This is a genomic window from Methylobacterium sp. EM32 (genome assembly GCF_040593685.1).
Taxonomy (GTDB): domain Bacteria; phylum Pseudomonadota; class Alphaproteobacteria; order Rhizobiales; family Beijerinckiaceae; genus Methylobacterium.
The window spans coordinates 1-26,789 of record NZ_JBEXZS010000201.1 but is presented as its reverse complement, the minus strand read 5'-3'; the positions used below and the strand labels follow the sequence as shown (position 1 = coordinate 26,789).

Sequence of the window (26,789 nt, the reverse complement as noted above, 5' to 3'; positions counted from 1 at the left end):
GGGATGAGAAATGCCCTCAAGACGGTGATGTTCGTGTCCGCGCTGTCGCCCTCGCTGATCAGCGTGGCGCTCGCGCGGCTATGGGACCGCGGGCCAACATGGGACGCCTTGTGGTACGCGCTGGCGGGTTGCGCCGGCATCCTCCTCATCCGGTACATCGTCGACGCGCTCAGGTGGAACGGCGAGACCTTCCCGATCAGCCTCAAGAAGGTCGAGGCGAACGACGCGTTGATGCTCGGCGTCATCGTGACCTACTTTATCCCCTTCATCGGCAAGGCGGCAGACATCACGGTCGGGGTCGTGCTGGCCATCCTAGCGCTCGTCGGCGCGGCCTTGTGGATGTCGAGTTCCATCCTTCCCAACCCGGTGCTGCGTGTGCTGGGATACCGTTTCTACAAGGCCGAGACCGCCAACGGCGTGGTGTACACTCTCATCACGCAGCGGGATCTGCTGGACCCGAGGCACGTGAGGACCGTCAAGCGGATCTCCGGCTCGATGCTGCTGGAGATTGTCTGAGGCAATGAACCTCTTTGCGCTCACCCAGGGGCCGAACCGGCGCATCCTGCGCATCCCCCTCTCCCGGCATATCCAAGACGAGGTCGGGACGCTCTTTCGGCGGCAGGAGGCCGATTTCGTCGCCGCGACGGGAGAGGAGCATGCGTTCGACGGCGCCTACACCCCCGACGATGGGGAGTGCCTCGTAATTGCGGGTTACGCCGACGTCGACAACCTCCACGAGGCCGTCGAGAACCCCCTCGGCATCCCGGAGATCCCGCCGGACCCGGCGGCGTTCGACGCTGTCAGGGCGCTGTTCGCGGGCTACCGGACCGACCACGGCGAGCGGGTCGTGCTAATCCAGAGCTTTAACCGGCGCCGGATCATCTCCCCGACCGGCTTCACCCTGCTGCATTCCGCCGACACCTACCGGAGGGTCGACGAGGTCGGCCTGACCCTCGACGACCGTCTCGCCGCGATGCTTGTCGGGACCAGCCTGAGGTTCCTCAGCTTCCACGCCATCCGACAGGTGCTCGACTTGAGCGCTTACTTCGCCGAGGCGACCGTACCCGAGTTGCGTGCCTTCGCGCGCACCGACGGCATCCACGTCGCCGACGAGGAAGCCTTCGTCGCGATGGCGGATACCTGGGTCCGAAAGAAGGTGACGCTGATCGGCCGGAACGGAATCCTCGCGGCCGTCAGTTCGGCCGAGATCCAGAGGGCGGCGGGAGAATTCGGGATCGAGGTCCGGACGGTCCGGGCGAACGGCCGGGACGCCGTGGCGCTGCCCGGCGCGAAGGCCGAGCTGAAGGCGCTCCTGAAGTTCCTCGACGAGGACTACTACCGCTCGCCGCTCCAGGGCCGGAACTACGTCACGAACTCGAAGCGTCCGGTCTAAGGTGTCTTAAATGCCGGAACGGCTGTGCTCTCGCGCGGGCCGAAGCCTGGGCAGATGTCGATAGGGCGGAGTTCAGAGAGAGAGAGAGCAGGCTTAGCGAGATCTCGGGCTGTGCGCGCCTTCCGAGGAACTCGCCCCGATCTCGGCGCCATGACGAGACCGCTGGTTGCCTATCGCCTCACGATTGAAGGGGGATTTCTCGCGTTGTGAATATGGCGCGGTAATCATCGGTTACCCACCCGTTGCCGTCGCGCGCTCGACGCCACAACTCTCCTCTCCACCAAATCGCGCCACTATCTGTAACCCCCTCGCGAACAGCGTGAGGTTTATATGCTCTCGACCCTAAGTCGCGTCGAGCGATTCTGAGAAGGAAGCGCTGTGCCGCATGCTCATGACTGTCCGCAAGAACTGTCTCGACGCGGCCGGCCCCGTTGATATTTACGAAAAACTTTAGTTTGACGCTCACATCTACCTCAATCTTTGTCCCAAGTTTCCAAAACGGGCTACAACGCAGCTAGGCTCAGCTTGCTTGTCAACAGGTGCGGCAAACGTTGTATAAAATCTACCGCTTGAACGGACGAACGGCAATCAAGCACTAGCTCCATGATTAACGTGCATTCGGCCGCACATGTGACGCGCTGCCGATTTGCAACGCCTTCGGTTGCCGCTTCGGCGCAAGGCCGAACCGCACCCGACCCGCCTCCGTCAGCGTGGGCGGGATTCGGTACCCGTTCGCCCAGCCGCCCGGCTTGATCAAGCCATCCTCCGCCGCGTGGATGACTGCCCAGGCATCCTCGACGACCGGCATGACCTGCCCGGACGCATGCACATGGAGCTTCGCTATCGCAGTTTCCCGGCCGGGAGACTCGGGTTCCGGGACCCCCACGGCTTCCATGAGGGATCGCGCGTTCGCGATGGCGAGCCTTCCTTCGATGGCCGCACGGGCGGCGTACATGGCGACGTAGTCTACGGTGGTGTGTTCCAAGGTTGCCGCGAGGGACTCCCAGCCCGCGTCGGTCGTTAGATCCTCGGCGTGGTGCCCGCGGTACCGGAAGGGGTTGTCAATCTCCTCGGTGTCCCAAGCCGCCTTCAAGCCACTTATGGCCTCGACCCTCTGCACGAACGCTAAGCCGCCGGCCGACGGGAAATTCAGGAAGAGGCGCATCTCGCCCGACCCGAGGACCTTGGCGCACAGGGGCGTGGCCAGGGACCGCGGCAGGGCGGGCGCGTCGGGGTCCTGCAGGTCGCCGCCTAGCCGGAGCCACGTCGCGTCGCCGATCCCAGCCGCGACGAGGCGCTCCCCGGGCGTCAGGGCGACGTCGGGCGCGGGCGCGGGCTGATCGGCGCCTTCGACCGCGGCCGCTTCGCCCTCCGGGTACCGCCGCCAGGCTTTGAGCTCCTCGTCCCAGCCGAAGGGCACCGCAAGCTCGGGCCAGGAGTAGCTACGGGCGCCCAGATGGCCGCCGATGCGAACATTCTGGATCTGCCCGTCGAACACGATGAGTGTCGCGGAGAGGGTGCCACGCGGGTCGCGCACGACCGAGCGGACCTCCTGGACGTACGTCGGCACGCCGGGCGGCAGCACCTCCTGGATCGCCTCCATCACTTCGCCGACGAGGGCGTCGTGGGGGGCCATGTACTCCAAGGCGACGGCGGTGAAGAGGTCGCCCTGGCGGAAGTCCCTGCGCTTGGCCATCACGCCACCTCCGAACCGAACACCCGCGCCCGGACTTCCGGCCGAAGCTGCCGCCGGTGCCGCCAGACTGCGGCAAGCGCGTTCGTCGCTTCGACAACCGAAAGCTCCGGCAACCCGGCCAGGACGTGCCCGGAGTGCGTGTGGCTGCGCCCCCAGCCGACGCCATTGTCGAGGGAGGCCATATCCCGGTCGAGGTCGGTCAGGACCTGGACGGCGTAGTGGACCGCCCGGCGGACATCATCGTCCTGCGCCCGCGCCAGCCAATCGTGGTTCGGGTCCTTGGCGACCCTGGCACGGACGGCCTCGATGGAGGCCTCGACCTCGGCGACGAGCTCGCGGGCGATCTTCGCAGCGGCCGCCCGGGGCGCCCCGCCGGGGCCGGGCTTCTCCGCCAGCAGGGCGTGGGCAACGCCGCGCTTCCGACTGCTCCACGCCCACGCCTTCGTGCGCAACGAAGCGCGGAGGGACTCCATATCGGCGCGCCGGGCGTCACCGTTTAGCTCGGCTTCGAGCTCGGCTTCCCTGGCTCGGCGGGCCTCGGCTTCGGCGACGCGGACGTCGTCGGCGGCCAAGGCGGCCTCGGCCGCGGCGATGGCGTCGAGCGAGACTGCGTCGCCCTGCGCGGGGTCTTCCCAGCAGACGGGCTGCACCTGCCCGCCGGACCTTTCGGCTGTCCCCCAGGAATAGCCGGCCTCATGGAGGGGCGTTTTCGCTAGCCTCCAGGCGCGGGAATACCGCGTCGGGTCGCCGTCGCCGACCCAAAAGCCGCGCTCGCCCCGGCCTGTCCGGACGGTGCGAAGGCGCCACCACGAGAGGCCGAGGCCGGCGAGCGGGATGGCGGCCCCGAGGGGCGCGGGAGCCGCCGGGACGGTGTCGGAAGCGCCTCGGGAGGCGGCGACGGCGGCGGCCAGAACCGGGAGCACGATCCCGGCGAAGGCGAGAGCAAGGAGGAGGAGGAGGGAGAGCACGGCGGAGACCCTTCACGCGTTGGCAATGAGGGTAAGGTGGACCGCTTGACAAGGATTCGCAAGCTTTTGTCGACGGCCAAATTGCTTCGAAAGTCGAAGGATTGGCATCAGAGGTTTGTTGCGAAATGCAACAAACCTCCATGTGTCGATTTCCTCTTGCACTAGGCCGCGACTTTCATACCATCGTTGCCAACGGGAGTCGCAATAGCGCCTTGCGGGCAACTACTGAGGAAATGATAACTTCGATGGGACCGATTGCCAAAGTATCCCGCGAGGAGGTGCTCGACCTCCTCCGGGCCCGCGTGGAGGCCGCCGGGTCGGCCAGCGCGGCCGCACGTTCGCTGGGCGTCTCCCCGGCCTACCTCATTGACGTGCGCGCCAAGCGGCGCCCGCCGGGCCGGCGCATCCTCGCTGGCCTCGGGCTGGAGACCGTCGTCGTCCCCGTGGAGGGCGCGGCCCATGGCTGAGATCCCCTACGAGGACCTGCCGCCCTTTTTGCAGATGTTCGAGGACTGGGAGCGCGAGAAGTCGAACCCGGCCCTTAGCTGGAAGGCCCCCCGCGCGCCGGTCGTCGACCTCCCGTCGGAGATGCCCCCGGCGGCCCCGCCTTCGGCACGCCCCGTCGCGCAGGTCCGCGTCATCCCGCCGACGGCGCCCAAGCTCCCGGCGCGGCGAACCGTGCGCATGCCCGACGCCGATCCCCGCCGCTCCTCCTCGCAGGGGGCGCTACTATGAAGGGCGGCGCTCTCTCCTCTATCGACGCTGCGGTCCATGAGACGCCGGCGGCGTCGCTCGTCGCCCGCATCGTCGATTCGCACGGCCTGGATATGGCGTGCGAGCGCTGGCACTGGCTGGGCGAGCGCACGCTGTCCTCCCTCGCGCAGAAGGGGCGAGCCCAGGCAGGCCGCGTCGCCCCGCCCCGCACCGGGGGTCGCTCGATGTCGTGCACGGAAGTCGAGGCGGCCATCGCCATCGAGACGGGCTACGTCCTCGGGAGCGCCAAGAGGGGCACCCGGGCGGCCGGCATCAGCGTCGGCGCGCAGGGCCTGTATTCGCGCCGCGGCCTGACGGCGCCGACGATCTCGTCGGCGGAGAGGGGCGTCGCGACCTCGCTCGGGGCTCGCGCAAGGCGCGGCGACGCCGAGGCGTCCGTCGCCTGGCAGGCCCGGCTCGCGTTCGAGACCGCCGTCGCGTCTGTCGTCCGGAAGGCCCTCGCCCTGGTTCCCGCGCAGCCCGCTACCGGACGCTACGCCCTCCCGCCGGTCGACGCCGCGCTGGCCGAGGCGCTCCGGGACGAGGACCCGGCCGCCATCGTCGCCGTCTTCCCCGACCTTGTCATGATGGAGCCGGACCCGGCCGAGCCCGAGCCCCCCGCCATCGTCATCGAACCGCCCACCATCCTGGAGAACCGCCCAATGCGCCGCCGTAGCCGCATGCCGACTTCCGACGTCCTCCTCGCCGAACGTGCCCAGGGCCGCAGCGTGGCGCAGATGGCGTCCGATTGGGAGGTAAAGCCCTCCGCCATCCGCGCCGCGCTGCGCCGTCTCGACGCCACCGCCCTAGCTGCCCAGTTCAAGGCGACGCCGCCAGAACCGCCGCCGACGCCGCGCCCGGAGACGATCTTCCGTTCCGCCGCGCTCGTCCCGCCGCCTGGGCGCCTGTCCGCCGGGGACCTCGCCATCGCGGTCGACCTGGCGCGGCGCGAGGGGATCACGCCGGCGGCGGCCGTCGAGTTCGTCCGCGCCGACGTCGACCAGGCCCGGACCCGACCCGCGGCGCCCGAGCCAAAACTTGCCGGATTTCCGGCGCCGCGCATGTCGCCTGCGCTGGCCGACTGGTTCCAAGCGCTGGCCGACGGTCGCGACCTGCCCGAACTCGAAATGGACGACTTCCATGTCTGAAACCAGCATCTCCCGGCTCATGCCGGCCCCCGACATCACGGCTCTCGCGGAGCGCCCCATCGACACCGTCGAGCGCATCGGCCGCATCATGTATGGCGAACTGTGGATCGGGAAAACGGCCCTCGATTTGGCCGTGTCGCACCAGCGAATAAGGAGATGGCTGGCCGGTAACGGCTCGCCCTCGGCCGAGGAAGTCGCGTGGCTGCAGTGGATGGCCCGGCAGGTCGCCGCCAACCTGCTGCGCGCAGCCGGGGATGAGACGCCATGACGAGCGGCCTCGACACGCCCCCGCCCGGCATCGGCGGGAACGGCGCCCCGCCCCTGGACGAGCGCCCCTACGAGATCTTGGAGCGGATCGGGCGCGCCATGCACGGCCCCCGGTGGCATGGGAAACTGGCTGGGGACATCGGCGAGGACGAACGCGAGCTGCGTCGCTGGCGCGCCGGCAATGGGGAGCCTTCACCCCGGACGCTCGCATGGGCTCGCGAGGCGGCGCGCCTCCACGCTGCCCGCATCCTACGCGCCGCCGAGAAATAAGCCGATGAGCGATTCCCCCTTTGACCTCCCGGGCGCCGTCCTCTTGGAGGGCGTCGATGCCGCCATCGAGGCCGGCCGCATCCGCGCCGGCGAGCCCTGGGCCGGGTGCGAAATCGCCGGCCTTCAGTTCTACGACTACGACCAGATCGGCCTGGACGGCGAGCCCGTCCGCCCCCGCGCCGGGGACCGCCTCGTCGTTGTCCGGGCGCCGGACAACGAGCACGATGGGAACGCCGTCGAGGTGTGGTGGCGCAACGACGTGCGCATCGGGCATCTGCCCCGGGGCGTGGCGCGCGAGGTCGCACCGGCCATGGACGCGGGTCTCTCTCTCCGGGCTTACGTCAGCGACCCCGGCACCGGGGAAGCGTGGACCGCCCGGGCGCTTCTCGTCGGCCCCGCGGCCGCGGAGCTCCACGGGAAGAACATTGCGCACGCCACCGCCCAGGCGCTGGACGCGTGGCGCTGGGGCGAGCGTCTCGCCGAGATGCGCCGCGAGGGCGATAGCCGAGTCCGCGCCGAGAGGTTCGAGAAGCGGCTGAAGCTCGCCCGGGCGGCGAGGCTCGCGCACGCCGTCAACACCTTCTCCGCGCGGCTTCCGCCAGAGCCCATCGACGATGCGCTCCTCCCGCCGGTCGGCGCCGGCGTCGAGCTCTTCGAAATCGAGCGCGCCATCGGGTGCTCGCGGTCGACGGCGAAGCGCCTGGCCGCCCAGGCCGGCGCCCGCGTCGCGGTCTCGATGCGCGGCTGGTACGCCACCGGCTCCCACGTCGTCGTCACGGAGGAGCTCCGGGCCGTCATGGCCGAGTGGGCCTCCCGGCCGCGCCGCAGGGTGACCGTCGCCGAGCTGGTCTGACGCCCGGGACCGGCACGGCCACGACCTTAACCACGGCACTCGAACCCGATTGTTTGCGACCAAACATTGAGGGAGACTCCCTTTGATGACCACGACTTACGAGATTACCGTCTCCACGGATGTCTGGCGCGACGTCTCCGGCGGCCTGAGTTGGGCGCTTGAAGGCGCCGACATGGACATGCCGCTGGCGCTGGCGGATGCCCTGTGGGCGCCGGAGTGCCGGGGCCTCTACGGCGCGCCCGGCTACACGGTGCCGATGCTCCGGGGCGCCGTCGGCCGGGGCGAGCTCGGATGCGTGAGGCGCGGTCGTCTCGTTCTAGTCACGCGCCGGCAACTTGGCGCCTGGAGGAAGGGAGAGGGATGGCACGACGACCAGGCGCAACAGGAAGGAAGCGCAAGACCCCGCGCAAGCTCGGCGTCGGAGGCAGGGGCGAGCCCTACGCCTGGTACCGCGAGGGCCGCGTCGGAACCGACGGCATCGAGCGCGGCGGCGTCTGGGTCATCATGCACAACCGCCGGCAGGTCCTTAGCCTTGGCATCAGCCTTGGCGAAGGCGCGGAGCGCAAAGCGAACGAAGCCCGCGTCCTAGACCGCCTCCGGGACTACAAGGATTCCGTCGCCATCGCGGCGACGGCGAACGTCGAAGTCAGGAAGGGCCGGCCGGCGCGCGAGGTCACCGTGGCCGAGGCGCTGTCGCGGTACCTCGACGCGAAGCGCGGAACCCTCGATCCGGCGACGGGCGAGTACCGGGGCGGCGTCGCGCGCCACGAGGAGCTCGCCCAGCGCGTGTTCGCGCTGCTCGAATGGTGGGGTGAGCGGACGCTCGCCGACGTCGACAGCGTGACGTGCGGGCAGTACGTGGCCTCGCGCGTCGGGACGCCGTGGAGGACCCACGCGCGGCTCGGGACAGGGAAGGACGGCGTGCCCGCGCGCCGGGGCTACTCCAAGCCTACGAAGCAGCGCGTCGTCTCGACCGGCGGCCCGCGCCGCGAGCTGGAGGACCTCCGCGCCGCCGTGAACCTGGCCATCAAGGACAGCCTGACGCGCGACACGGTCTCGGTAACGCTGCCGCCGAAGGGGCAGGAAAGGGACCGATGGCTGACCCGCGGCGAGGCGGCCCGCCTCCTTTGGCGCGCCTGGAAGAAGCGCGAGGTCCAGACGATCTCGTCGGGCCCCCGAAAGGGCGAGACGTACGTGATGCCCCGGCGCCCGGCGTGGCACCTGGCGCGCTTCATCGTTGTCGCGCTCCGGACGGGGACCCGCAGCGGCTCGATCTGCGGTGCCAGCTTCGTGAAGGAGGTCGGCAAGCCTTGGATGGAGTTGACGACCGAGACCACAGTCGAGGAACGGGTCGAGACCCGCGTCATCGACGGTGAGGTGTTCGAGCGCCGGGTGCAGGTGCCCACGATCAAGCGCGTCGCCATCTTCCACCGGAAGGCGCTTGGGACGCAGGAGCGGGACAACAAGCGTGCCCCGACGGTCCGGATGCCCGATTCGCTCGTCAACCACTTGTGGCGCTGGCACCACGCCCTCGGGCAGCGGTTCGTCGTCGAGTTCGAGGGCAAGCCGGTCGGGTCGACGAAGAAGAGTTTCGCGAACCTCGTCTACGAGGAGGGCCTGGGCGACGACGTCGTGCGGCACAGCCTCCGGCACACGGCGGTGACGTGGGGCATGCAGGCCGGCGTGCCCATCTGGGAGCTCGCCGGCTACGTCGGCATGTCGGTTGAGATGATCGAACGCCGCTACGGGCACCACTCGGCGAAGCACATGGAAGGCGCGCGCGAGGCGTTGGGCCGGCGTGGCGGGAAGCGGAAGGCAGCCTGAACCGCGACCAGGTTTTCGACCGATGTTTGGTCGAATGTTTGGTCGGGCGAAACCTCTGCGCCCCGGGAAGGCACTTTGCAAAGGGAAAACTGGTCGGAGTGGCAGGATTTGAACCTGCGACCCCCACGTCCCGAACGTGGTGCGCTACCAGACTGCGCTACACTCCGACGCGCCCGAAGGCACGGGTATCGTAGAAACCGGACATCTCCTAGAGATGCAGGTTGATCTCGGGAAGACTCAGCCTCGTGAGAGGGCTGGTCGGAGTGGCAGGATTTGAACCTGCGACCCCCACGTCCCGAACGTGGTGCGCTACCAGACTGCGCTACACTCCGAACGGCCGGCCGTGGCCGACGAACGGGCTTATAGCGAGGGCATCCGGGGGCCGCAAGGCCGTTCATGCGCGATGGCCGAGTTTCTTCAGCCGGCCTGATCCGGGCTGCGGCACCGCGCGCGTGAGGGAGCGGGCGAGGGGGGATGGGCCTTGCGCGATCTGCTCCCGCCCCCCATTGTCCCACCGTCAGAAAAATCGACACCGGCGGGGTGGCGTATGGCGAGCCGGGTGGCGGTGTGAGCGAGGACGATCAGGTCGGGGTGCCGGAGCCGGAAGCCAGCCACTCCGCGGAAGCGCCGTCCTTGGCGCATCTGAAATCTGCGACGATCCGCGAGCCCGGTCTCGACGACCGCGGCAGCGTGTTCTTCGCGGCGATCGAGATGACTCGGATGCCGATGATCCTGACCGATCCGCGGCAGCCCGACAACCCGATCGTGTTCGCCAACCGGGCGTTCCAAGACCTCACCGGCTACACGCAAGCCGAGCTGATCGGCCGCAACTGCCGCTTCCTGCAGGGGCCCGAGACCAGCCGCGAGACCGTGGCCGAACTGCGTCAGGCCGTGGAGGAGCGCCGGGCGATCGCGACCGAGATCCTCAACTACAAGCGCGACGGTTCGCCGTTCTGGAATGGCATCTTCATCGGCCCGGTCTTCGACGCGGCCGGAGAGATCGTCTACTTCTTCGCCTCGCAGCTCGATGTGACCCGGCGGCGCGTGTCCGAGCAGGCCTTCCGCCAGGCCCAGAAGATGGAAGCGATCGGCCAGCTCACCGCCGGCCTCGCCCACGACTTTAACAACCTGCTCCAGGTCGTCTCCGGCAACCTCGAACTGGCGCGCAACTCCGTGACGAGCGAGCGGGCCCAGCGCCAGCTCGCCAACGCCGCCGGCGCGGCGGAGCGGGGGGCGAAGCTGACGAAGCAGCTCCTGTCCTTTGCCCGCAAGGCGCGGCTGGAGCCGCGCTCGCTCAACCTCAACGCCCTGGTTCTCGCCTTCGCGGAGGTGGCGGAGAGCACGCTCGGCAGCACCGTCTCCGTGCGCCTCGACCTGACGCCGCGGCTGCCGGCGGTCACGATCGACCGCACCAACCTCGAGATGGCGCTGCTCAACGTGCTCATCAACGCCCGCGACGCGATGCCGGCGGGCGGCACGGTGACGATCTCGACCGCCTCGGTCCACTTCAACGGAAACGGGAAGGCTCGCGCCCTGCCGCCGGGCGACTACGTGGCGCTCCGGGTGCGCGACGAGGGAGAGGGGATGCCGCCCCACGTCGCCGAGCGGGCGACCGAGCCGTTCTTCTCGACCAAGGGCCCCGGCAAGGGCACCGGCCTCGGCCTCGCGATGGCGCATGGCTTCGTGCAGCAGTCGCGCGGGCGGCTGGAGATCGACAGCCGGCCGAAGAGCGGGGCGACGGCGGGGGGCACCACCATCACGATGCTGTTTCCGGCCGGCCCGGGCGCGGTGGCTACGGAGGAGCCTACCGAGCGCAAGGCGGTGCTGCGGCGCGGCGACGAGACCGTGCTGGTGGTCGAGGACAGCGACGACGTGCGGGCGCTCGCCCGCGAATACCTCGAGAGCCTCGGCTACCAGGTGCTCGCCGCCCGCGACGGCGAGGAGGCGCTGGAGATCCTGGAGCGGGAGACGCGGATCGACCTCCTGTTCTCCGACATCGTGATGCCGGGCGGCGTCAACGGCCTGATCCTGGCCGACCGGGCCAAGACGATGCGGCCGGACCTGCCGGTGCTGCTGACCACCGGCTACAACGAGGACCTGGTGGCGGACGGCCCCGCGACCCCGACCATGGACGTGCTCGGCAAGCCCTACCGCAAGGCGGAGCTCGCCGACCGGATCCGCACCGCCCTCGATCGCGGCGCCAGACAGATGCCGGCCCCGGGCGAGCCGCATCACGGCTGAGGCCTCCACCGGGGCACGGATCCCGCGGAAACGACGATGTCGTCACTTCGCTGACATGGGTGATGCGCCAGAACAGCCGCGCTCATCTCCGCGAGGATTCTATGCCGCGCCGTTCCCTGCTCGCCCTCACGCTCCTGCTGTCGGCCGCGCCCGCCGCCCTTGCCCAGGCGCCTCAAGCGTCCCAGACCTTCCAGGCAACGCTCGCCGGCCACGCCGTCCTGCCGGCGGAGAGCACCCTGCCGCTCCCTGAGGACGCACCGAAGGACCTCGCCACGCCGGGCAAGTTCACCACCGGCCGGCGGGTCGAGGCGGTGGGCACCGTCGAGGTGCAGTCGATGGGCCGCGCTACCAGCCTCAAGCTGCCGCTCAAGGGCCAGCCGCTCCAGGGCCATTCCGGCATCAAGCACATGCCGGACGGCACCTACTGGGTGCTGACCGACAACGGCTTCGGCACCAAGGCGAATTCGCCCGACGCGATGCTTTATCTCAACCATTACCGGATCGACTTCGCGACGGGCGGCGTCGCGCGGCTGGAGACGGTCTTCCTGCGCGATCCGGACAGGAAGGTACCGTTCCGCATCGCCAACGAGGCGACCGAGAGCCGCTACCTCACCGGCAGCGACTTCGACCCCGAGAGCTTCCAGTTCGTCGGCGACCGGATCTGGATCGGCGACGAGTTCGGCCCATTCCTGATCAAGGCCGACCGCACCGGCAAGGTCGAGGCAGTGGTCGAGACACTGGCCTCGGGCAAGCCCGTCCGCTCCCCTGACAACCCGGCGGTGACGACCCCAGCGATACCCGGCGGCGCGGTGGCGTTCAACGCCCGCCGCTCCAAGGGCTTCGAGGGCATGGCCGCCTCGCCCGACGGCAGCCGGCTCTACGCCCTGCTCGAAGGCCCGCTCTGGGACGCCGAGGCGAAGGCGTTCGAGACCCGCGACGGACGCGAGGTCCTGCGCATCCTCGAATTCGACACCAAGGCGGAGACCTGGACCGGCCGCTCGTGGCTCTACCCGCTGGAGCAGGCCGGCCACGCCATCGGCGACTTCAACCTGATCGACGCCACCACGGGTCTCATCATCGAGCGCGACGACGGCGAGGGGACCGCCGACCGGGCCTGCCCGGCCAGCCAGAAGGGGCCGGATTGCTTCTCGGTGCCGGCCAAGTTCAAGCGCGTCTTCAAGATCGAGATGACCGATGCCAACCAGGGCGGCCCGGTGCGCAAGATCGGTTCCATCGACCTGATGCGCATCGCCGACCCGGGCAAGACGGCGCGCAAGCCGCTGACCGACGGCGCGCTCGCCTTCCCGTTCTTCACGATCGAGAACGTCGACAAGGTCGACGACACCCACATCATCGTCGGCAACGACAACAACCTGCCGTTCTCGGCGAGCCGCGACCCGCACAAGGTGGACGACAACGAGTTCGTGCTGCTGGAGGTGGGGGAGTTTTTGAAGGCGAAGTGACTGGCCGTACCCCGCATCCCGGGAGGGGTGCGGGGTGCTCGGCGAGCATTACTTTGCTTTGCCGTACTGCTTTGACGAATTAACCGCTGCAGAATCGATATCCACAGGGTCATTCCGGGGCCGCGCAGCGGAGCCCGGAATCCAGAACCGCCGGAGATGCAGGACGAAGCGAAGCGCGTGCCGCCTTATCTTGGACGACCTGAGTTTCTGGATTCCGGGCTCCGCTGCGCGGCCCCGGAATGACGCGGAGGGAAAACCAACCCTTTTCGGCAGGACGCATAGGCTCTCAAGGCTTCGCCTTGTTCGCCTCACGAAACAGCTGCCACTCCTCGACGACCTGCCCGTCGGGCAGGTGGCAGTAGCCGGCCTCACCCTGCGGACCCTTCCGGATCTCCAGGCGCCCGCCGACGGAGATGCAGTAGGCCGAGGCGGGGTTGCCCAGGGCCCAGGCCTGCGACGCGCCTGCGATACTGAGCAACACAGCGGCGGCAAGCAACGACTTCACGGCTCTTCTCCCGATTCCGTATCCGGCGGGAGATTAGGCACTGAGCGATGAACCGGCGGTGACGCCACGTCGCCCCGCCGGCTCGGAGGCGTCAGTGACCGCCACCCAGATACGCCGCCCGCACCTGCGGGTCGTTGCGCAGCTGCGCCGCCGGGCCCTGGAAGCGGATGCGGCCGTTCTCCAAGACGTAGGCGTGGTCGGCGACGCCGAGCGCCGCCATGGCGAATTGCTCGACGAGCAGCATCGTCACCTGCTCCTCCTTCAGCCGGCGGATGATGCGGAAGACCTCCTCCACCAGCTTCGGGGCGAGGCCCATCGACGGCTCGTCGAGGAGCAGGATCTCCGGTCGCAGCATCAGGGCGCGACCCATGGCGAGCATCTGCTGCTCGCCGCCCGACAGTGTGCCGGCGAGCTGCGTCCGGCGCTCCTTCAGCCGCGGGAAGAGGGTGTAGGCCCGCTCGCGGTCGGCATTGACGTCGCCCTTCGGCCGCGAGCCGGTGAGGCGCGGGAAGGCGCCGAGGGTCAGGTTGTCCTCGACCGAGAGGGTCGGGAAGACGCGCCTCCCCTCGGGCGAGTGGGCGAGGCCGGTGCGGGCGACGTCGTGGCTGTCGAGGCCGCCGATCTCACGCCCGTTGAGCTTGATCGAGCCGGCGCGCGGCCGGATCATCCCGGAGAGCGCCCGCATGGTGGTGGTCTTGCCGGCGCCGTTGGAGCCGATCAGGGTGACGACCTGGCCCTTCGGCACCGTGAAGGTGAGGCCGTGCAGAACCTCGATCTGGCCGTAGCCGGCCGACAGGCCGCTGACGTCGAGCATCTCTCTACTCCGCGGCGTCGGCAACCGGGCTGCCGAGATAGGCTTCGATGACCTTGGGGTCGGATTGGACCTCGCGGGCGCCGCCCTCCGCGATCTTGTGGCCGAAATCGAGCACGCTGACGCGGTCGCACAGGCCCATCACCACGTCCATGTGGTGCTCGATCAGGATCACCGTGATGCCGGCGTCGCGGATCTTGCGGATGATGAGCGTGAGTTCGGCGATGTCGGGCGCGGTGAGGCCGGCGGCCGGCTCGTCGAGGAGCAGCAGCACCGGGTCGAGCGCCAGCGCCCGGCCGATCTCGAGGAGGCGCTGCTTGCCATAAGGAAGGTTGCGCGCCTCGACCTGGGCCAGCGGCCCGAGGCCCACGAAATCGAGGATCGCCATGGCGCGGGCCCGCGCCTCGCGCTCCTCGCGCCGGCGCCGCGGCGTGCCGAGGATCGCGTCGAACAGCGTGCCCTGGAAGCTGTGGTGCAGGCCGACCAGCACGTTCTCCAGAGCCGTCATCTCGCGGAAGAGCTGGACGTTCTGGAAGGTGCGGGCGACGCCCGACAGGGCGATCTCGGAGGGCGTGCGCCCGTCGAGGCGCTTGACCGCATCCGCGCCGGTGGCGAGCGAGACCCCGCCGGCGGTCGGCTTGTAGATGCCGGTGAGCACGTTCATCATCGTGCTCTTGCCCGAGCCGTTCGGGCCGATCAGCCCGTGGATCGTGCCCGGCCGCACCGCGAGGTCGACCTCGTTCAGGGCCTTGAGGCCGCCGAACTGCATCACCGCCCGCTCGACCTTGAGCAGCGGATCGGCGCCGGAGCGACCGCCCTGGCGGATGAGCGCCTCGCCGGAGGCCGACAGCTCCTGCGTCGCGCCCGTATGGGCCGGGCGCAGGAAGGGCAGCTTTTCGCGCAAGAAGCCGACGATGCCCTCGGGCAGGTAGTAGACCACGAACAGGATCATCAGGCCGAAGACGGTGAGACGGAAATCCGTCACCGATTCCATCGCCAGGGTCGCCGGGAAGAAGAGAAGGCAGAGCACGCCGGGGATCAGCAGGGTCATGCGGTCATCCCGCTTGCGCAGGAAGGCGAGGCCGACCACGACGACGGCGATGGCCGCGATGATCCCGGCCATGATCCGCACCAGGCCGATATCGGCCAGGATGTTCGGCATCATCACGATGATGGCGGCGCCGATCAGCGGCCCGGCGCGCGACTTGCGCCCGCCCATGGTGACGGCGAGCAGGAACAGGACCGTCAGCTCGAAGCCGTAGGAGTTCGGCGCGACGTAGCGCTCGGACCAGGCGAACAGCGCCCCGGCGAGGCCCGCGAGCGCGGCCGAGATCACGAAGGCGTAGACCTTGTAGCGGTAGACGCTGACGCCCATGCAGTCGCAGGCGATCGGCGAATCGCGCAGCGCCTCGAAGGCGCGGCCGAAGGGCGAGCGCACCACCCGGTTGACCACCAGGATCGTGAGCAGCAGGCAGGCGCAGACGAGGTAGTAGAATTCGAGCTTGCGCCCGGCCGCGCCCCAGGGAGCCTGCAGGCCGATCAGCGAGAAGTCCAGGACCCGGGCCGGCGGCAGGGTGATGCCGAGCGGGCCGTTGGTCAGGTCCGTCATCTCGTTGATGAAGATCTGGATGATGGTGCCGAAGGCCAGCGTCACCATGGCGAGGTAGGGCCCGCTGACCCGGAGCGCCGGGATCGCCAGCAGCAGCCCGAAACCCGCGGTGACGCCGATGCCGGCGAGCAGGCCGAACCAGAGTCCGAGCTTCAGCTTGAGGAACAGCACGGCCGCCGCGTAGGCGCCGATGCCGAACAATCCGGCATGGCCCAGCGAGACCTGGCCGGTATAGCCGACGACGATGTCGAGGCCGAGGATCAGGATCGCGTAGATGGCGATCACGATCAGCAGGTGGATGTAGTACTGGCTGGTGACGACGTGCGGGAAGGCCGCCAGGAAGACGACGAGGCACACGGCCCCGAGGAGGCCGACGAAGCGGCCGAGCCCGGCTTGAGGGACCGGCGGGGCGGTTTGCCGGGCCAGCGCCGGCGCGGGGGCGGACTGCGCCATGATCGTGAGGAACCCTGGACGAGATGGAAGCGACGAAAGCCGCTCCCGCGATCCGGGAGCGGCGCGGCGGGAAAAGTCAGACCTTCTTGATCACGGCCTTGCCGAACAGGCCGACCGGGCGCACCGCCAGCACGGCGAGCAGCAGGATCAGGCCGGGCACGTCCTTGTAGCCGGTCGAGATGTAGAAGCCGGTGAGCGTCTCGGCGACGCCGAGGATCAGCCCGCCGACGATGACGCCGAGCCCCGATTCGAGGCCGCCGATGATCGCGACCGCGAAGGCCTTGAGCGCCAGCACCGAGCCCATCGTGGCACCGGTGAGGGTCACGGGGGCGACGAGCACGCCCGCGAAGGCCGCCGTCATCGCGCTGATCGAGTAGGACAGGGTGATGACCTTGCGGGTGTTGATGCCCATCAGGCCGGCGGCGTCGATGTCGTTCGAGGTCGCCACCACCGCCTTGCCCCAGATCGAGCGGCGGTTGAACAGCTCGACCGCGAGCATCATCAGCAGCGCGCCGGCGACGATCATCAGCTCCATCGGCAGCACCCGGACGCCGCCGAAGGTCAGGGCTTCTTCCGGCAGCGGCGAGGGGAACTTGAGGTCGTCGCGGCCCCAGATGTTCTCGGCGACGTTCTTGAAGATGATGCCGAGCGCGATGGTGGCCATGATCCACCCGTACTCGGACTTGATCTTGACCGCCGGGCGCACGCCGAGCCGCTCGACGACCGCGCCGAGCGCGAAGCCGAAGACCAGGACCAGCGGCAGCATCAGCCAGTAGCCGGTGAACGGCACCAGCGTCAGGCCGAACAGGGCACCCAGCATCAGCGCCTCGCCCTGGCCGAAATTCAGGGTCTTCGAGGTCGCGAAGGTGAGCTGGTAGCCGAACGCGATCGCGGCGTAGATCATGCCGACGGCGACGCCGCTCGCCACGAGCTGAAGGAAGATCTGCATGAGGGGGCTCGGTCTCGACTTGAAAAGGCCCCGCCATCGCGGCGGGGCCCAGTCCTCTGGCGCTCAGTTCGAGGCCTTCTCCTTGACGCGGACGACACCCGCATTCTTGGCGTCCTCGTCCTTGGCGTAGACGATCTTGCCGTCCTGCACCTTGCCGAACACCACCATGTTGCGGCTGATCGCGTTGTGGTCCTTCGGGGTGAACGGCTTGTCGTAGGTGGTGACGACGCCCTCGACCTTGCTGTTCAGGTTCTCGAGGGCGGCGCGCACCTTGGCGCCGTCGGTCGAGCCGGCCTGCTTGATCGCGGCGGCGAGCAGGTAGACCGAATCGTAGCCCTGGGCACCCGCCACGGGGGTCGGGATCTTGTTGACCTTGAAGGTGGCGTAGTAGCCGTCGAGGAAGGACTTGCGCTTCGGCAGCGTCTTATCCTCGATGAAGGTCTGGGGCATGATCACGCCGTTGCCGTTCGCGCCGGCGATGTCGATGAAGCTCTGCATCGAGGCCGGCCACGAGGTGATCATCGGCACCTTCCAGCCGAGCTTGGCCATGCCGTTGGCGATCTGGGCCAGCTCCGGGCCGATGCCGTAAGCGAGGATCACGTCCGCGCCCGCAGCCTGCGACTTCAACAGCTGGGGCGTCATGTCGACGTCCTTGATGTTGAATTTTTCCACCGCGACCGGCTTGACGCCCTTGGCCTTGAGGTACTTTTCCAGGTCCTCGCGGCCGAGCTGACCGTAATTGGTCGAATCGGCCAGGATCGCGATCTTCTTGAAGCCCTGCGCGACCGCCTCGTCGGCCATCATGCCGGCCTGCAGCACGTCGTAGGCCGAGGTGCGGAAGACGTAGTTGTTGTCGTAGTCCGGCGGGTTGAACTGGTTAGTGATGATCGTGCCGGTGGCGACGTTGTTGATCACCGGGATCTCGGCTTCCTGGTAGAAGCGCTGGGCGGCGAGCGCCACGCCGGTGTTGATGAAGCCGAGGGTGGCGACCACCTTCTCCTTGTTGATCAGCTCCTGGGCGACCTGGGCGCCGACCTCGTTCTTCGCCTCGTCGTCGCGCTCGACGAGCTGGATCTGGCGCCCGAGCACGCCGCCGCTCTTGTTGATCTCGTCGGCGGCCAGACGCACGCCGTCGCGCATCGACACGCCCATCGACGAGGAGCCGCCGGTATAGGGACCGGTCACCCCGATCTTAATCGGGTCGGCCGCCAGGGCCGGGGCCGCGAAGGCGGTCGCGCAGGCGAGGGCCGCCGCGAGCGCGGTCAGAGATGAGCGCATCTGGATTCCTCCGGGGACCGTTTCTTGCCGTCCCGACCTTGGCGGCCGTGGATCGGGGTGCCGGATAGAACCGAGATTGGCAGCGCTTGTCGAGCGCGTCTTTCGATCTAGAGAGCGGGGCGGGCGATGGGTTGGAGTGCTGAGGGACTGGATTGCAAGGCAGGGACAATCGATCCGCACTGACATCGACAACCCGCTGCGTCATCCCGGGGCCGCGAAAGCGGAACCCGGGATCCATAACCGCTGAGTTTTCAGGACGAAGCGGAACGCGATCCGCCTGATCTGGCATCCTCGGCGGTGATGGATCCCGGGTTCTCGCCTGTCGGCGAGCACCGGGACGACGCGGAGGGGATAAGATCTATCGGTCGACCCGTGAGCGGGAATGCCGAAGCGCTTCGCCGCCTCAATCCTTCGCCGGTTCGTCCTTGCCCGGCACCTGCGTGATGCCGCCGATCACCCGCACCGGGCGGTTGCCGTCGGGCGGGGTCTTCCAGCCGCCGTCCTTGGCCTCCGGGGCCTTGGGCGGCGCCACCTCTGCCGCCTTGGCGGGCGGGGCCACCTTGGCGGGCGGAGCCTTGGATTCGGCCTTCGGCGCCAGGGGCGGGACGAGGGCCGCGGGGGTCTCTGTCTCGGCCGGCTTGGTCCGGGCCGCCGTGCGCCGCGGCGCCTCGGGCTTCGCGCCCTCGGGCGCCGCCTCGCGGCGGGGGGCGCCGCCGGTGCGGGCGGCCGGGCTGTCGGGGTTCATGCCGAGCGGGTTCGGTCCCGCGGCGCGGGGAGCCGGCGCGGCGCGGGCGGGCGCCTCGTAGGACGGTGCGCCCGGCTGAGGCGTGGGTTGGGGCAGCGGGCGCGCGGCGACGCGGCGCTCCTCCGGACGCTCGCCCACCGGCGGCAGCGGCTCGCCGCGGGAGAGCGGCACGGGGGCATAGGCCCCACCGTCCCGGTGCCCTCCGTCGCGCCAGCCGCCGTCGCGGGGCGCGCGGTCACGGAACGCCTCCTCGCGCGGCCAGGAGGGACGCGCCTCGGTCTCGGTCCAGCCGTAGCCGGGGCGGCGGCCGCCCGGGATGGTGCCGGGTGGGATCAGCGGCGCCTCCAGGCGCTCGCGGTCGAGGATGCGGCCGGTGCGGGCATCGACGACGAGCTGGACCCGGTTGCCCCAGGGGCTGTCGGCCTCGACGCGGTAGGTCTCGCCGTCGAAGCGCGGATGGCTCATGCCGGTGAAGCCGGCCCGGCCAAGGCGGAAGACCACCGCCCGCGGCGGCAGGATCGCGTCGTCCTCGTCCTCGATCACGACGCGGTAGCCCTGCGCCCGCGCCGGGGCGACGGCTCCCGCCAGCAGCGTGGCGGCGAGCGCAGCCAGCAGGGCCGCGCCCGTCACGGACCGCGGTCCCGTCTTCGACGGCTTTGCAGTCATCGTCCCGCATTCCCTTGTTTCCGGGGTCATGCCGGGCGTGCACCCGCATTCCCCTCGTGCTCGGACAAGATTCTGTTAACCCCGGGATTGAGGCGGGATTGCGGGAGCGCGGCCGTCGCAGGCCTCGCCTTTCGGGTAGAGATCGACCGGCGAGTGATCGCCCATCCCGGTGGACCCCCATGCCAGGCGCACATCGCGCGTCGCACCTGCGGCTCGTCCTGCACGTTTCACGCGCGACGCCGCCCGGCTCCGCCCGATGTCTCGGACAGGCGTGCCACCCGCGGGGAGAGGGCGAGACCCGCACTTCGTCCGGCGACGGGCAGCCCTGCCGCCGTGATCGTCAGCCCCTCACGACACCCCCGAAGCCGCCTCCTTCTCCCCCGCCGCCGCCCGGCAATCCGCCACCGTCGCCCGAGCTGTCTCGATGGCGATCGACACCGCTGCCATCGTGCGCGAATCGAGCTCCCGCCGGCGGATGTCGCGCACGACCTCGATGGCGAGCTTGTCGATCTCGACCGACAGGGCGGCGATGGCATCCGGATCCCGTAAGGAGCGGGCCTGGTCGGTGATCTCGAGCAGCCGGTCGGTCACCTCATCGATGCGCTCGCGGCGCAGGCTTGCCAGGCGCTGGCGCAGCCAGGCCACCGCCGAGGCGAGGCCGCCGGCGAGCGCGGCGAGAAGGTAGAGCGTGTCGCCGTAGCGCTCGACGAAGCCGTGCTGCTCGCGCTCGAAATAGTCGATCGCGCCGGGATGGATCGGGATGCGGGCGCTCGTCGCTGCCACCGTGGTCTCGTAGGCCGGGGCCTGGACGTATTCCGCCGCGTCGGTCTCTTCGGCAGCGGCGGTGCGCATCTCGAACAGGTGCTGGGTCACGTCCGCGGCGACGGCGCGGCTGAGGGACGTGCGCGCCATCAGCCGGTAGGAGGCGCCTACCGTCTTCACGTCCTCCGCCGGCAGCTTCGGCCGGCCGCCGAACAGGCCGGCCGGCACCGTGACCGCCTGGAGACGGGGGAAGCGCTCGATCACCGCATCGCTGTCGGGCACGTCGACGAGGTCGACCTTGCCGGTTCGGCCGATGCCCCGCACCGATTCGACGAGCTGGCGCGCCTTGGGGGCCGAGGCGGCAATGATGCTGACGAAGGCGTCGATCCGCTTGTCGCGGATCGCGGCCGCCGCCGCCTCGCCCTCGATGGCGACGAGGCGGACCGTGCTGCCCGGCACCGGCGCGGCGGCGGTCGTACCGTCCGGCCCCTCCAGTATCAGGGCGTAGTAGGCGAGGATGTTCTTGAGCAGCCAGAAATCGGCGCTGCGATGGGCCGCGATGCCGAGGCGCCGCCCCGCGAGCTTCGGAAAGCTTGTGATGCCGGATCCCTCCGGCGAGACGATCAGCATCGCCTGGTCGCGCAGGATCGCGAGCGTCAGGCCGTTCTTCGGCAGCAGCACGTCCGGCCGCACCACCGCGAGGTCGGCCCGGCCGTCCTGGAGCGCCGCCGCGCTCTCGCGCACGTCGTCGAAGGACAGGATCTTGAGCCGGATGTTGGCGCTGTCCGCCTTCAGCGCGTCGGCATAGGCCCGGATTAGGGCCGGCTCGGTCCCGTCGCGCGGCGCGACCGCGATAGTGAGCGTCGTCGCCTGACTGAGATACAGGGCGGCCGCGATGGCCGCCGCGAGTGCGACGACGATCACGGCCGCGAAGGTCTCGCGGCGCAGGACCCAGGCCGGAAGGGTGGGCATGGGATCTCCGCCGGGAGCGATCAGAACACCGAGATCATCACGATCCCGGCGACCATCAGGGCGGCGCCGATGAGGCGCGGCGGACCGGCCTTCACTTGGCGCATGCCGAGCCAGCCGAAATGGTCGAGCGCTACCGATGTCAGGAGGTTCGCCGTGATGAGAAGCCCGTTGAGGGCGCCGGCCCCGACCTTATCGACGAAGAGCAGGCCGGCGAACACCGCCACCGCCCCGGTGATGCCGGCGAGGGGCATCCACCAGCGCACGCCGGCGAGGTCCTCCCGGGTCGGTAGCGGGGTGGGCTTGAGCAGGACCATCAGCGCGAAGGCGAAGACGACCGGCACGAACGACACGGTGGCGGCGAGCCACGGATTGACCAGCGCCCCGCGCAGCTGCGCGTTCCACACCACGCCGATCGCCATCAGCGCGCCGGCGACGAGGATGAACGGGTAGAGCAGCTTGCCGCCGACGCCGTGGCTCTCCCCGTCGTCCTTCTTGCCGGCAGTGCGGGCGATGAACACCACGCCGGCCGCCATCATGAGGCCGCCGAGCCAGGGCAGCGGCTTGAAGCCGGAGGCCTGGAGCCCGAACAGCCCGAACGCGTCGAGGGCGAGCGACGTGATGATGTTGGCCGTCAACGTCAGGCCGTTGAACGGTCCGGCCCCGACCTTGTCGATGAAGGCGAGGCCGCCGAACACCGCGACCGCCCCGGCCAAGCCCCCCAGCGGGGCGTACCAGGGCATCTTCCCCAAGGTCTCGAGGCTCGGCAGCGGCGTCGGCATCACCAGGAACAGGGTGACGAAGACGAACACGATCGGCAGGAACGACACCGTGGCGGCGAGCCACGGATTGACCATCCGGCCGCGCAGCTGCGCGTTCATCGCGTTGCCGAGCGCCTGCAACGCACCGGCGACCAGGATGAAGGGATAGAGGAGCGCGGCGATCGACACCGAAAAAACCTTCCTGTTGCGGGGATCGGACGAGGAGGGAGATCAGACGAGGAGGAGGCCGGCGAGCGCCAGCGCGAGGGCCGGCGGCATCACCAGGGCGCCGAGCTTGAGGAAGCTCCAGAAGCTCACGTCCTGTCCTTCGCGGCGGATCGCGGTGAGCCACAGGATGGTGGCGAGCGAGCCGGTGACCGAGAGGTTCGGCCCGAGATCGACGCCGATCAGCACCGCGCCCGCGACCTTCTCGGGCACGTGGGCGGCCTGCACCGCGGCGCCGGCGATCAGGCCGGCTGGCAGGTTGTTGACGAGGTTGCAGACGAAGGCGATCAGCGCCCCGGCGCCCCAGGCGGTCTCGGAGGGCGCGGCGGTAGCGGCGCGTTGCAGCTCGGCGGCGATCAGCGCGAGCACGCCGGTCTTCTCCAGCGCCTCGACCAGCACGAACAGGCCGGCGACGAGCGGCAGCACGCTCCAGGAGACGTCCTTGACCACCTCGACCGCGCCGCTGCCGCGCTTCAGCGCGAGCACGATCAGGGTGGTGGCCAGCCCCGCGACGAAGGTCGGCAGACCGAGATCGCGCCCCAGCGCCGAGGCGCCGATCAGCACCGCGCCGGTCGCCACGATGCCGAGGCCCGCCACGATGCCGGTGCGGGACAGGGACGCGGTCTCGACCTCGGTGGCGACCTGCTGCCGGCGCAGCGTCCCGTTCTGGGTCAGGCGCAGGACGAGGTAGGTCGCCAGGATCGCGAGCACCGACGGCAGGGCGAACAGGCCGAGCCAACGCGTCAGCGGCGGCATGGCTTCCGCGAACACCACCAGGTTCGCCGGGTTCGAGATCGGCAGCACGAACGAGGCGGCGTTGGCGATGAAGGCGCAGATGAACAGGTAGGGCAGGGGGTTCTCGACCTTGGCGGCGCGGGTCGCGGCGTAGACTGCCGGCGTCAGCACCACCGCGCAGGCATCGTTCGAGAGGAAGACCGTGACCACCGTGCCGACGAGGTAGACCAGGGTGAACAGCCGCGTCGCCGAGCCCTTGGCGGTGCGCACCGCGATGCCGGCGAGCCAATCGAACAGGCCCTCCTTCCGGGCGACCTCGGACATCAGCATCATGCCGACGAGGAAGAGGTAGACGTCGGTGCCCTTGAGCACGCCCTCCCAGGCGGTGCCGGCCGGGAGCAGGCCGAGCAGCACCAGGGCGAGCGCCCCCGTCACCGCCCAGATCGCCTCCGGCCAGGAGAACGGGCGCACGATCACGCCGAGCGTGGCGAGGGCGGCGATCGCCCAGGTCGCGAGGTTGGGGCTGAGCGTCAGCGCGGCCATGGGGGGAGAAGTCCTGTCGTCATTGTCGAGGGAGAGGTGGGTTGGTCGTTCCGCCGGTCCGGCGGGCCCTTGGCACACGGGTCATCCAACCCTCCACGTCATCCCGGGGCCGCGAAGCGGAACCCGGGATCCATAACCGCCGGCGCTCGAGGATGAAGCGGTTTGCGTGCCGCCTGATCCTGCATCGTCAGCGGTTATGGATCCCGGGTTCTCGCCAAGGCTCGCCCCGGGATGACCCGGAGGATGTAAAGCCGTCCTGAGCGTTATCCGGTCTTCCGCGTATCGTCGGCCTTATCCTCACCACTGCCGCCCGTTGCGGTTCGGCCCGAGCTGGGTCCCGAGCAGACCCCGCCCCGGCCAGGCCCCGAGCGCGTCCGCGTCGCTGCCGATGCCGCGGGAGGTCGGCAGCCCGTTCGGGTCGGTGGCCGGCTCGATCGCGTCGGCATCCTCGGACTCACGGCCCGCCGCCCGCACCGTGATCACCTGAGCGCCCGCCGGCCAGGTCACCTCGGCCGCGTGGCAGCGCGCGCCGTCCTCCCGCGCCATCGCCTGCCAGGGGCCCTCGTCGATGCGGAACTCGACGCGCTCCGCCGGTCCGAGCACCAGGGTGCGCAGGGTGAAGCGCTCGCCGACCGCGTGGCCGGCGTCGAAGGCGAGACGCCGGTCGGCGGGGGAGGTGATCAGCACGAAGGGCCAGGGCTGAGCCAGTTCCTTGAAGCGCCAGCTCACCACGCCGCGATCGAGGACCGCGATCGCGTAGCCGACCGGGCCCTCCTCGATCTGGCCGGTCGAGCGGGTCGCCGCGTAGACGGTGCGGCCATCATTGGCGAGCTCGTTGTAATGGGTGTGGCCCATCTCGACGAGGCGCACCGGCCCGCGATGGACAAGGTCGGCGACGCGTGCCGCCTCGCCCTCGCCCTTCAGGTCGGCGGGGTAGGAGTGCATGAACAGGATGCAGTCCCTGTCCGCCCGCTCCAGCTCGTCCGCGAGCCAGGCGACCTGGTCGGGCCCGAGGCGGAAATCCGGCCCGCCGCCGCCCGGCCCGCACATGTCGAGGAACAGGCAGCGCACGCCCCGCACGTCGACCGCGTAGGGCAGCCGGGGGACGTTCAGCCCGGCATAGAAGGCGTCGAGGCTGCCGCCCTCCATGTCGTGGTCGCCGGTGATGACGTGGACCGGCAGGGACAGCCGGTCGAGGCCCGCTCGCACCAGGGCGTATTGCTCAGGCGCACCGTTATCGGCGTTGTCCCCGGGGACGAAGACGAAGTCGAGCCCGTCGACCTCGCCGAGCTGCGCGACGATCGCCCGGAAGTCGTGGGCGTTCTCCGCCTCCGCCCCGGTCAGGTGAAGATCGCCGATATGCGCGAAGGCGAGCGGGGCGGTCATGGTCCGGTCCTCAGGCCGTTGCCAGGGCCGGGCGGCCGGTCGGGTCCGAGGGCGTGCCGGCCTGGGCGGGCTCGAAGCCTCGGGTCTCGGGCATCATCGTCAGGTAGAGGGCGAAGCCGAGGCCCGCGATGCCGGCGAGCGTCAGGAACGCCGCCGAGTACCCGGCCGAGACGATGATGAGGCCGGCGAGCGTCGCGCTCAACGAGGCGCCGAGCCCTTGCGCGGTCGCCACCGCGCCCTGGCTGACGTTGAACCGGCCGGTGCCCCGGGTCAGGTCCGCCACCACGATCGGGAACAGCGCGCCGTAGACGCCGGCGCCGATGCCGTCGAGGAGCTGCACCGCCACGAGGTAGAACGGGTTGTTGGAGAAGGTGTAGAGCACGCCGCGCAGGGCCAGCACGCCGAAGGCGGCGAGGAAGATCGGCTTCCGGCCGATCGCATCGGCCTTGTGGCCGACGAACATCGCCACCGGCACCATCACGCATTGCGCCGCCACGATGCAGATCGCGATGAGCGAGGTGGCGTTGTCCTTGCCCGACAGGTGGGTGAGGAGCTGGCCGACCGAGGTCAGCATCGCGGCGTTGGAGAGGTGGAAGATCGCCGCGAGCAGCGCGAACAGCATCAGGTACTTGTTCTGCAACAGAGCGGTGAGGCCCGAGGGCTGCTCGCAAGATTCGTCCTCGGCGCAGTCGAGGCCGCGGGCGAGGTCGTTGTCGATGGCCTCGTCCGGCACCATCAGCATCGCGCCGATCGACAGGGCAGCGAGCACGCCCATCAGCCAGAACACCACGATCGGCCCGAACAGGTAGGCCAGCCCCCCGGCCAGAGCCGCCGAGACGGCGTTGCCGGCGTGGTTGAAACCCTCGTTGCGGCCGATGCGCTTCGAGAACAGCTTTGGCCCGACCACCCCCAGCGTGATCGCCGCGAGCGCCGGCGGGAAGATCGCGCCCGCGATGCCGGCGAGCGATTGCGTCGCGGCGACGGCGTAGAAGTTCGAGATGAAGGGGAGCGCCAGGCAGCTCAGGGTGACGGCGAGCGCCGCCGCGATCACGATGACGCGCTTGTGCCGCGAGCGGTCGATGAGGGCGCCGGCGGGGGTCTGGGCGATCAGGCCGGCGATGCCGGCGATCGTCATGATCATGCCGGTCGTCGCCTCGTTCCAGCCCTGGTCGGGGCCGCGCACGGCGATGAGGTAGATCGCGAGGTAGGGGCCGAGGCCGTCGCGCACGTCCGCCAGGGTGAAGTTGAGCGCGTCGAGCCCGCGCAGGGCGCGCTTCGAGGGCTGCCGATCGGGGGCACCGGACGCAGAGACAGGGGCGGAGGGTGCGGTGCTCACCGTGATGTCTCCTTGAGGAAGGACCGGCCGATCCGGAGCCGAGAACCGGCGAGATCGCGAAAAGTTGCTACCCAAGAGGGATTAGTCTGCCACGTGGCGCCGTAGCGCCACGCGGGTCTTCGACGAGCGTCCGGGCTCAGGACCGGCGGGGCGGCGCGCCACCGGGAGGCGGCGGGGGCG

General features: G+C 69.7%; 24 protein-coding genes and 2 tRNA genes. 11 read left to right on the top strand and 15 right to left on the bottom strand.

The features are described from left to right. Positions 1-3: 3 nt before the first annotated feature. Positions 4-516 (top strand): hypothetical protein, encoded by a 513-nt coding sequence (locus ABZT49_RS26860; protein ID WP_331297028.1) that lies wholly within the window; start codon positions 4-6, stop codon positions 514-516. A gap of 4 nt (positions 517-520) precedes the next feature. Then, positions 521-1,393: a hypothetical protein gene (locus ABZT49_RS26855; protein WP_331297027.1), complete on the top strand. Its 873-nt coding sequence runs from the start codon at positions 521-523 to the stop codon at positions 1,391-1,393. 607 nt (positions 1,394-2,000) lie between these two features. Here the strand turns inward: ABZT49_RS26855 and ABZT49_RS26850 are convergent. Next, entirely contained in the window at positions 2,001-3,089 is a 1,089-nt protein-coding gene (locus ABZT49_RS26850; RefSeq protein WP_331297026.1) for a hypothetical protein, read from the bottom strand. Then, positions 3,089-4,057 carry a hypothetical protein gene (locus tag ABZT49_RS26845; protein ID WP_355290641.1) on the bottom strand — a complete coding sequence of 323 codons (969 nt, stop codon included), beginning with the start codon at positions 4,055-4,057 and terminating at the stop codon, positions 3,089-3,091. Before ABZT49_RS26845 ends, ABZT49_RS26850 begins: the two co-directional genes overlap by 1 nt. A 245-nt stretch (positions 4,058-4,302) precedes the next feature. Here ABZT49_RS26845 and ABZT49_RS26840 point away from each other — a divergent pair, with 245 nt between their 5' ends. From ABZT49_RS26840 to ABZT49_RS26810, 7 genes are all read left to right on the top strand, one after another. Beyond that, the gene (locus ABZT49_RS26840; RefSeq protein WP_331297024.1) at positions 4,303-4,524 is read left to right on the top strand and encodes a hypothetical protein; all 222 of its coding nucleotides are present in this window, start codon (positions 4,303-4,305) and stop codon (positions 4,522-4,524) included. Continuing rightward, positions 4,517-4,792, top strand: a complete 276-nt coding sequence (locus tag ABZT49_RS26835) for a hypothetical protein (RefSeq protein WP_331297023.1) — start codon at positions 4,517-4,519, stop codon at positions 4,790-4,792. Before ABZT49_RS26840 ends, ABZT49_RS26835 begins: the two co-directional genes overlap by 8 nt. Next, positions 4,789-5,958, top strand: a complete 1,170-nt coding sequence (locus ABZT49_RS26830; protein WP_355290638.1) for a hypothetical protein — start codon at positions 4,789-4,791, stop codon at positions 5,956-5,958. Before ABZT49_RS26835 ends, ABZT49_RS26830 begins: the two co-directional genes overlap by 4 nt. Further along, complete coding sequence (locus ABZT49_RS26825; protein ID WP_331297021.1) at positions 5,951-6,226, top strand: hypothetical protein; 276 nt, start codon at positions 5,951-5,953, stop codon at positions 6,224-6,226. Before ABZT49_RS26830 ends, ABZT49_RS26825 begins: the two co-directional genes overlap by 8 nt. Then, entirely contained in the window at positions 6,223-6,495 is a 273-nt protein-coding gene (locus ABZT49_RS26820; protein WP_331297020.1) for a hypothetical protein, read from the top strand. The genes ABZT49_RS26825 and ABZT49_RS26820 overlap by 4 nt, the downstream gene beginning before the upstream one ends. Before the next feature lie 4 nt (positions 6,496-6,499). Next, positions 6,500-7,348 carry an HIRAN domain-containing protein gene (locus tag ABZT49_RS26815; protein WP_355290636.1) on the top strand — a complete coding sequence of 283 codons (849 nt, stop codon included), beginning with the start codon at positions 6,500-6,502 and terminating at the stop codon, positions 7,346-7,348. 360 nt (positions 7,349-7,708) lie between these two features. Next, a complete protein-coding gene (locus ABZT49_RS26810; RefSeq protein WP_331297018.1) occupies positions 7,709-9,172 on the top strand; it encodes a hypothetical protein in 1,464 nt (487 codons plus the stop codon). A gap of 90 nt (positions 9,173-9,262) precedes the next feature. Here ABZT49_RS26810 and ABZT49_RS26805 read toward each other — a convergent pair. Further along, positions 9,263-9,339: transfer RNA gene (locus tag ABZT49_RS26805), tRNA-Pro, on the bottom strand. Positions 9,340-9,427: 88 nt separating this feature from the next. Beyond that, positions 9,428-9,504, bottom strand: a tRNA-Pro gene (locus tag ABZT49_RS26800). 235 nt (positions 9,505-9,739) lie between these two features. Here ABZT49_RS26800 and ABZT49_RS26795 point away from each other — a divergent pair. Together ABZT49_RS26795 and ABZT49_RS26790 are read left to right on the top strand one after the other, a co-directional pair. Next, the gene (locus ABZT49_RS26795) at positions 9,740-11,413 is read left to right on the top strand and encodes a histidine kinase famiy protein (RefSeq protein WP_355290634.1); all 1,674 of its coding nucleotides are present in this window, start codon (positions 9,740-9,742) and stop codon (positions 11,411-11,413) included. A 101-nt stretch (positions 11,414-11,514) separates the two neighbouring features. After that, positions 11,515-12,876, top strand: a complete 1,362-nt coding sequence (locus ABZT49_RS26790; RefSeq protein WP_355290632.1) for an esterase-like activity of phytase family protein — start codon at positions 11,515-11,517, stop codon at positions 12,874-12,876. 286 nt (positions 12,877-13,162) lie between these two features. Here the strand turns inward: ABZT49_RS26790 and ABZT49_RS26785 are convergent, their stop codons facing one another. The 11 genes from ABZT49_RS26785 to ABZT49_RS26735 form a co-directional block, all read right to left on the bottom strand. Then, positions 13,163-13,381, bottom strand: coding sequence for a DUF333 domain-containing protein (locus tag ABZT49_RS26785; RefSeq protein WP_355290630.1), 219 nt, complete (start codon positions 13,379-13,381; stop codon positions 13,163-13,165). A gap of 91 nt (positions 13,382-13,472) precedes the next feature. Continuing rightward, entirely contained in the window at positions 13,473-14,195 is a 723-nt protein-coding gene (locus ABZT49_RS26780; protein WP_093569400.1) for an ABC transporter ATP-binding protein, read from the bottom strand. A 4-nt stretch (positions 14,196-14,199) separates the two neighbouring features. Then, complete coding sequence (locus ABZT49_RS26775; protein WP_355290628.1) at positions 14,200-16,254, bottom strand: branched-chain amino acid ABC transporter ATP-binding protein/permease; 2,055 nt, start codon at positions 16,252-16,254, stop codon at positions 14,200-14,202. 76 nt (positions 16,255-16,330) lie between these two features. Then, positions 16,331-17,203 (bottom strand): branched-chain amino acid ABC transporter permease, encoded by an 873-nt coding sequence (locus tag ABZT49_RS26770; protein ID WP_355290626.1) that lies wholly within the window; start codon positions 17,201-17,203, stop codon positions 16,331-16,333. 63 nt (positions 17,204-17,266) lie between these two features. Next, complete coding sequence (locus ABZT49_RS26765) at positions 17,267-18,481, bottom strand: ABC transporter substrate-binding protein (protein ID WP_355290624.1); 1,215 nt, start codon at positions 18,479-18,481, stop codon at positions 17,267-17,269. Positions 18,482-18,884: 403 nt separating this feature from the next. Next, entirely contained in the window at positions 18,885-19,892 is a 1,008-nt protein-coding gene (locus ABZT49_RS26760; protein WP_355290622.1) for a hypothetical protein, read from the bottom strand. Between the two features lie 348 nt (positions 19,893-20,240). Then, positions 20,241-21,626 (bottom strand): TAXI family TRAP transporter solute-binding subunit, encoded by a 1,386-nt coding sequence (locus ABZT49_RS26755; protein ID WP_355290621.1) that lies wholly within the window; start codon positions 21,624-21,626, stop codon positions 20,241-20,243. A gap of 20 nt (positions 21,627-21,646) precedes the next feature. After that, a complete protein-coding gene (locus ABZT49_RS26750) occupies positions 21,647-22,573 on the bottom strand; it encodes a DMT family transporter (protein WP_355290619.1) in 927 nt (308 codons plus the stop codon). Positions 22,574-22,615: 42 nt separating this feature from the next. Continuing rightward, positions 22,616-23,887 carry an arsenic transporter gene (locus ABZT49_RS26745; protein WP_355290617.1) on the bottom strand — a complete coding sequence of 424 codons (1,272 nt, stop codon included), beginning with the start codon at positions 23,885-23,887 and terminating at the stop codon, positions 22,616-22,618. 297 nt (positions 23,888-24,184) lie between these two features. Continuing rightward, positions 24,185-25,273, bottom strand: coding sequence for a metallophosphoesterase (locus tag ABZT49_RS26740; protein ID WP_355290615.1), 1,089 nt, complete (start codon positions 25,271-25,273; stop codon positions 24,185-24,187). Positions 25,274-25,283: 10 nt separating this feature from the next. Beyond that, positions 25,284-26,609, bottom strand: coding sequence for an MFS transporter (locus tag ABZT49_RS26735; RefSeq protein WP_355290613.1), 1,326 nt, complete (start codon positions 26,607-26,609; stop codon positions 25,284-25,286). Positions 26,610-26,789 lie beyond the last annotated feature (180 nt).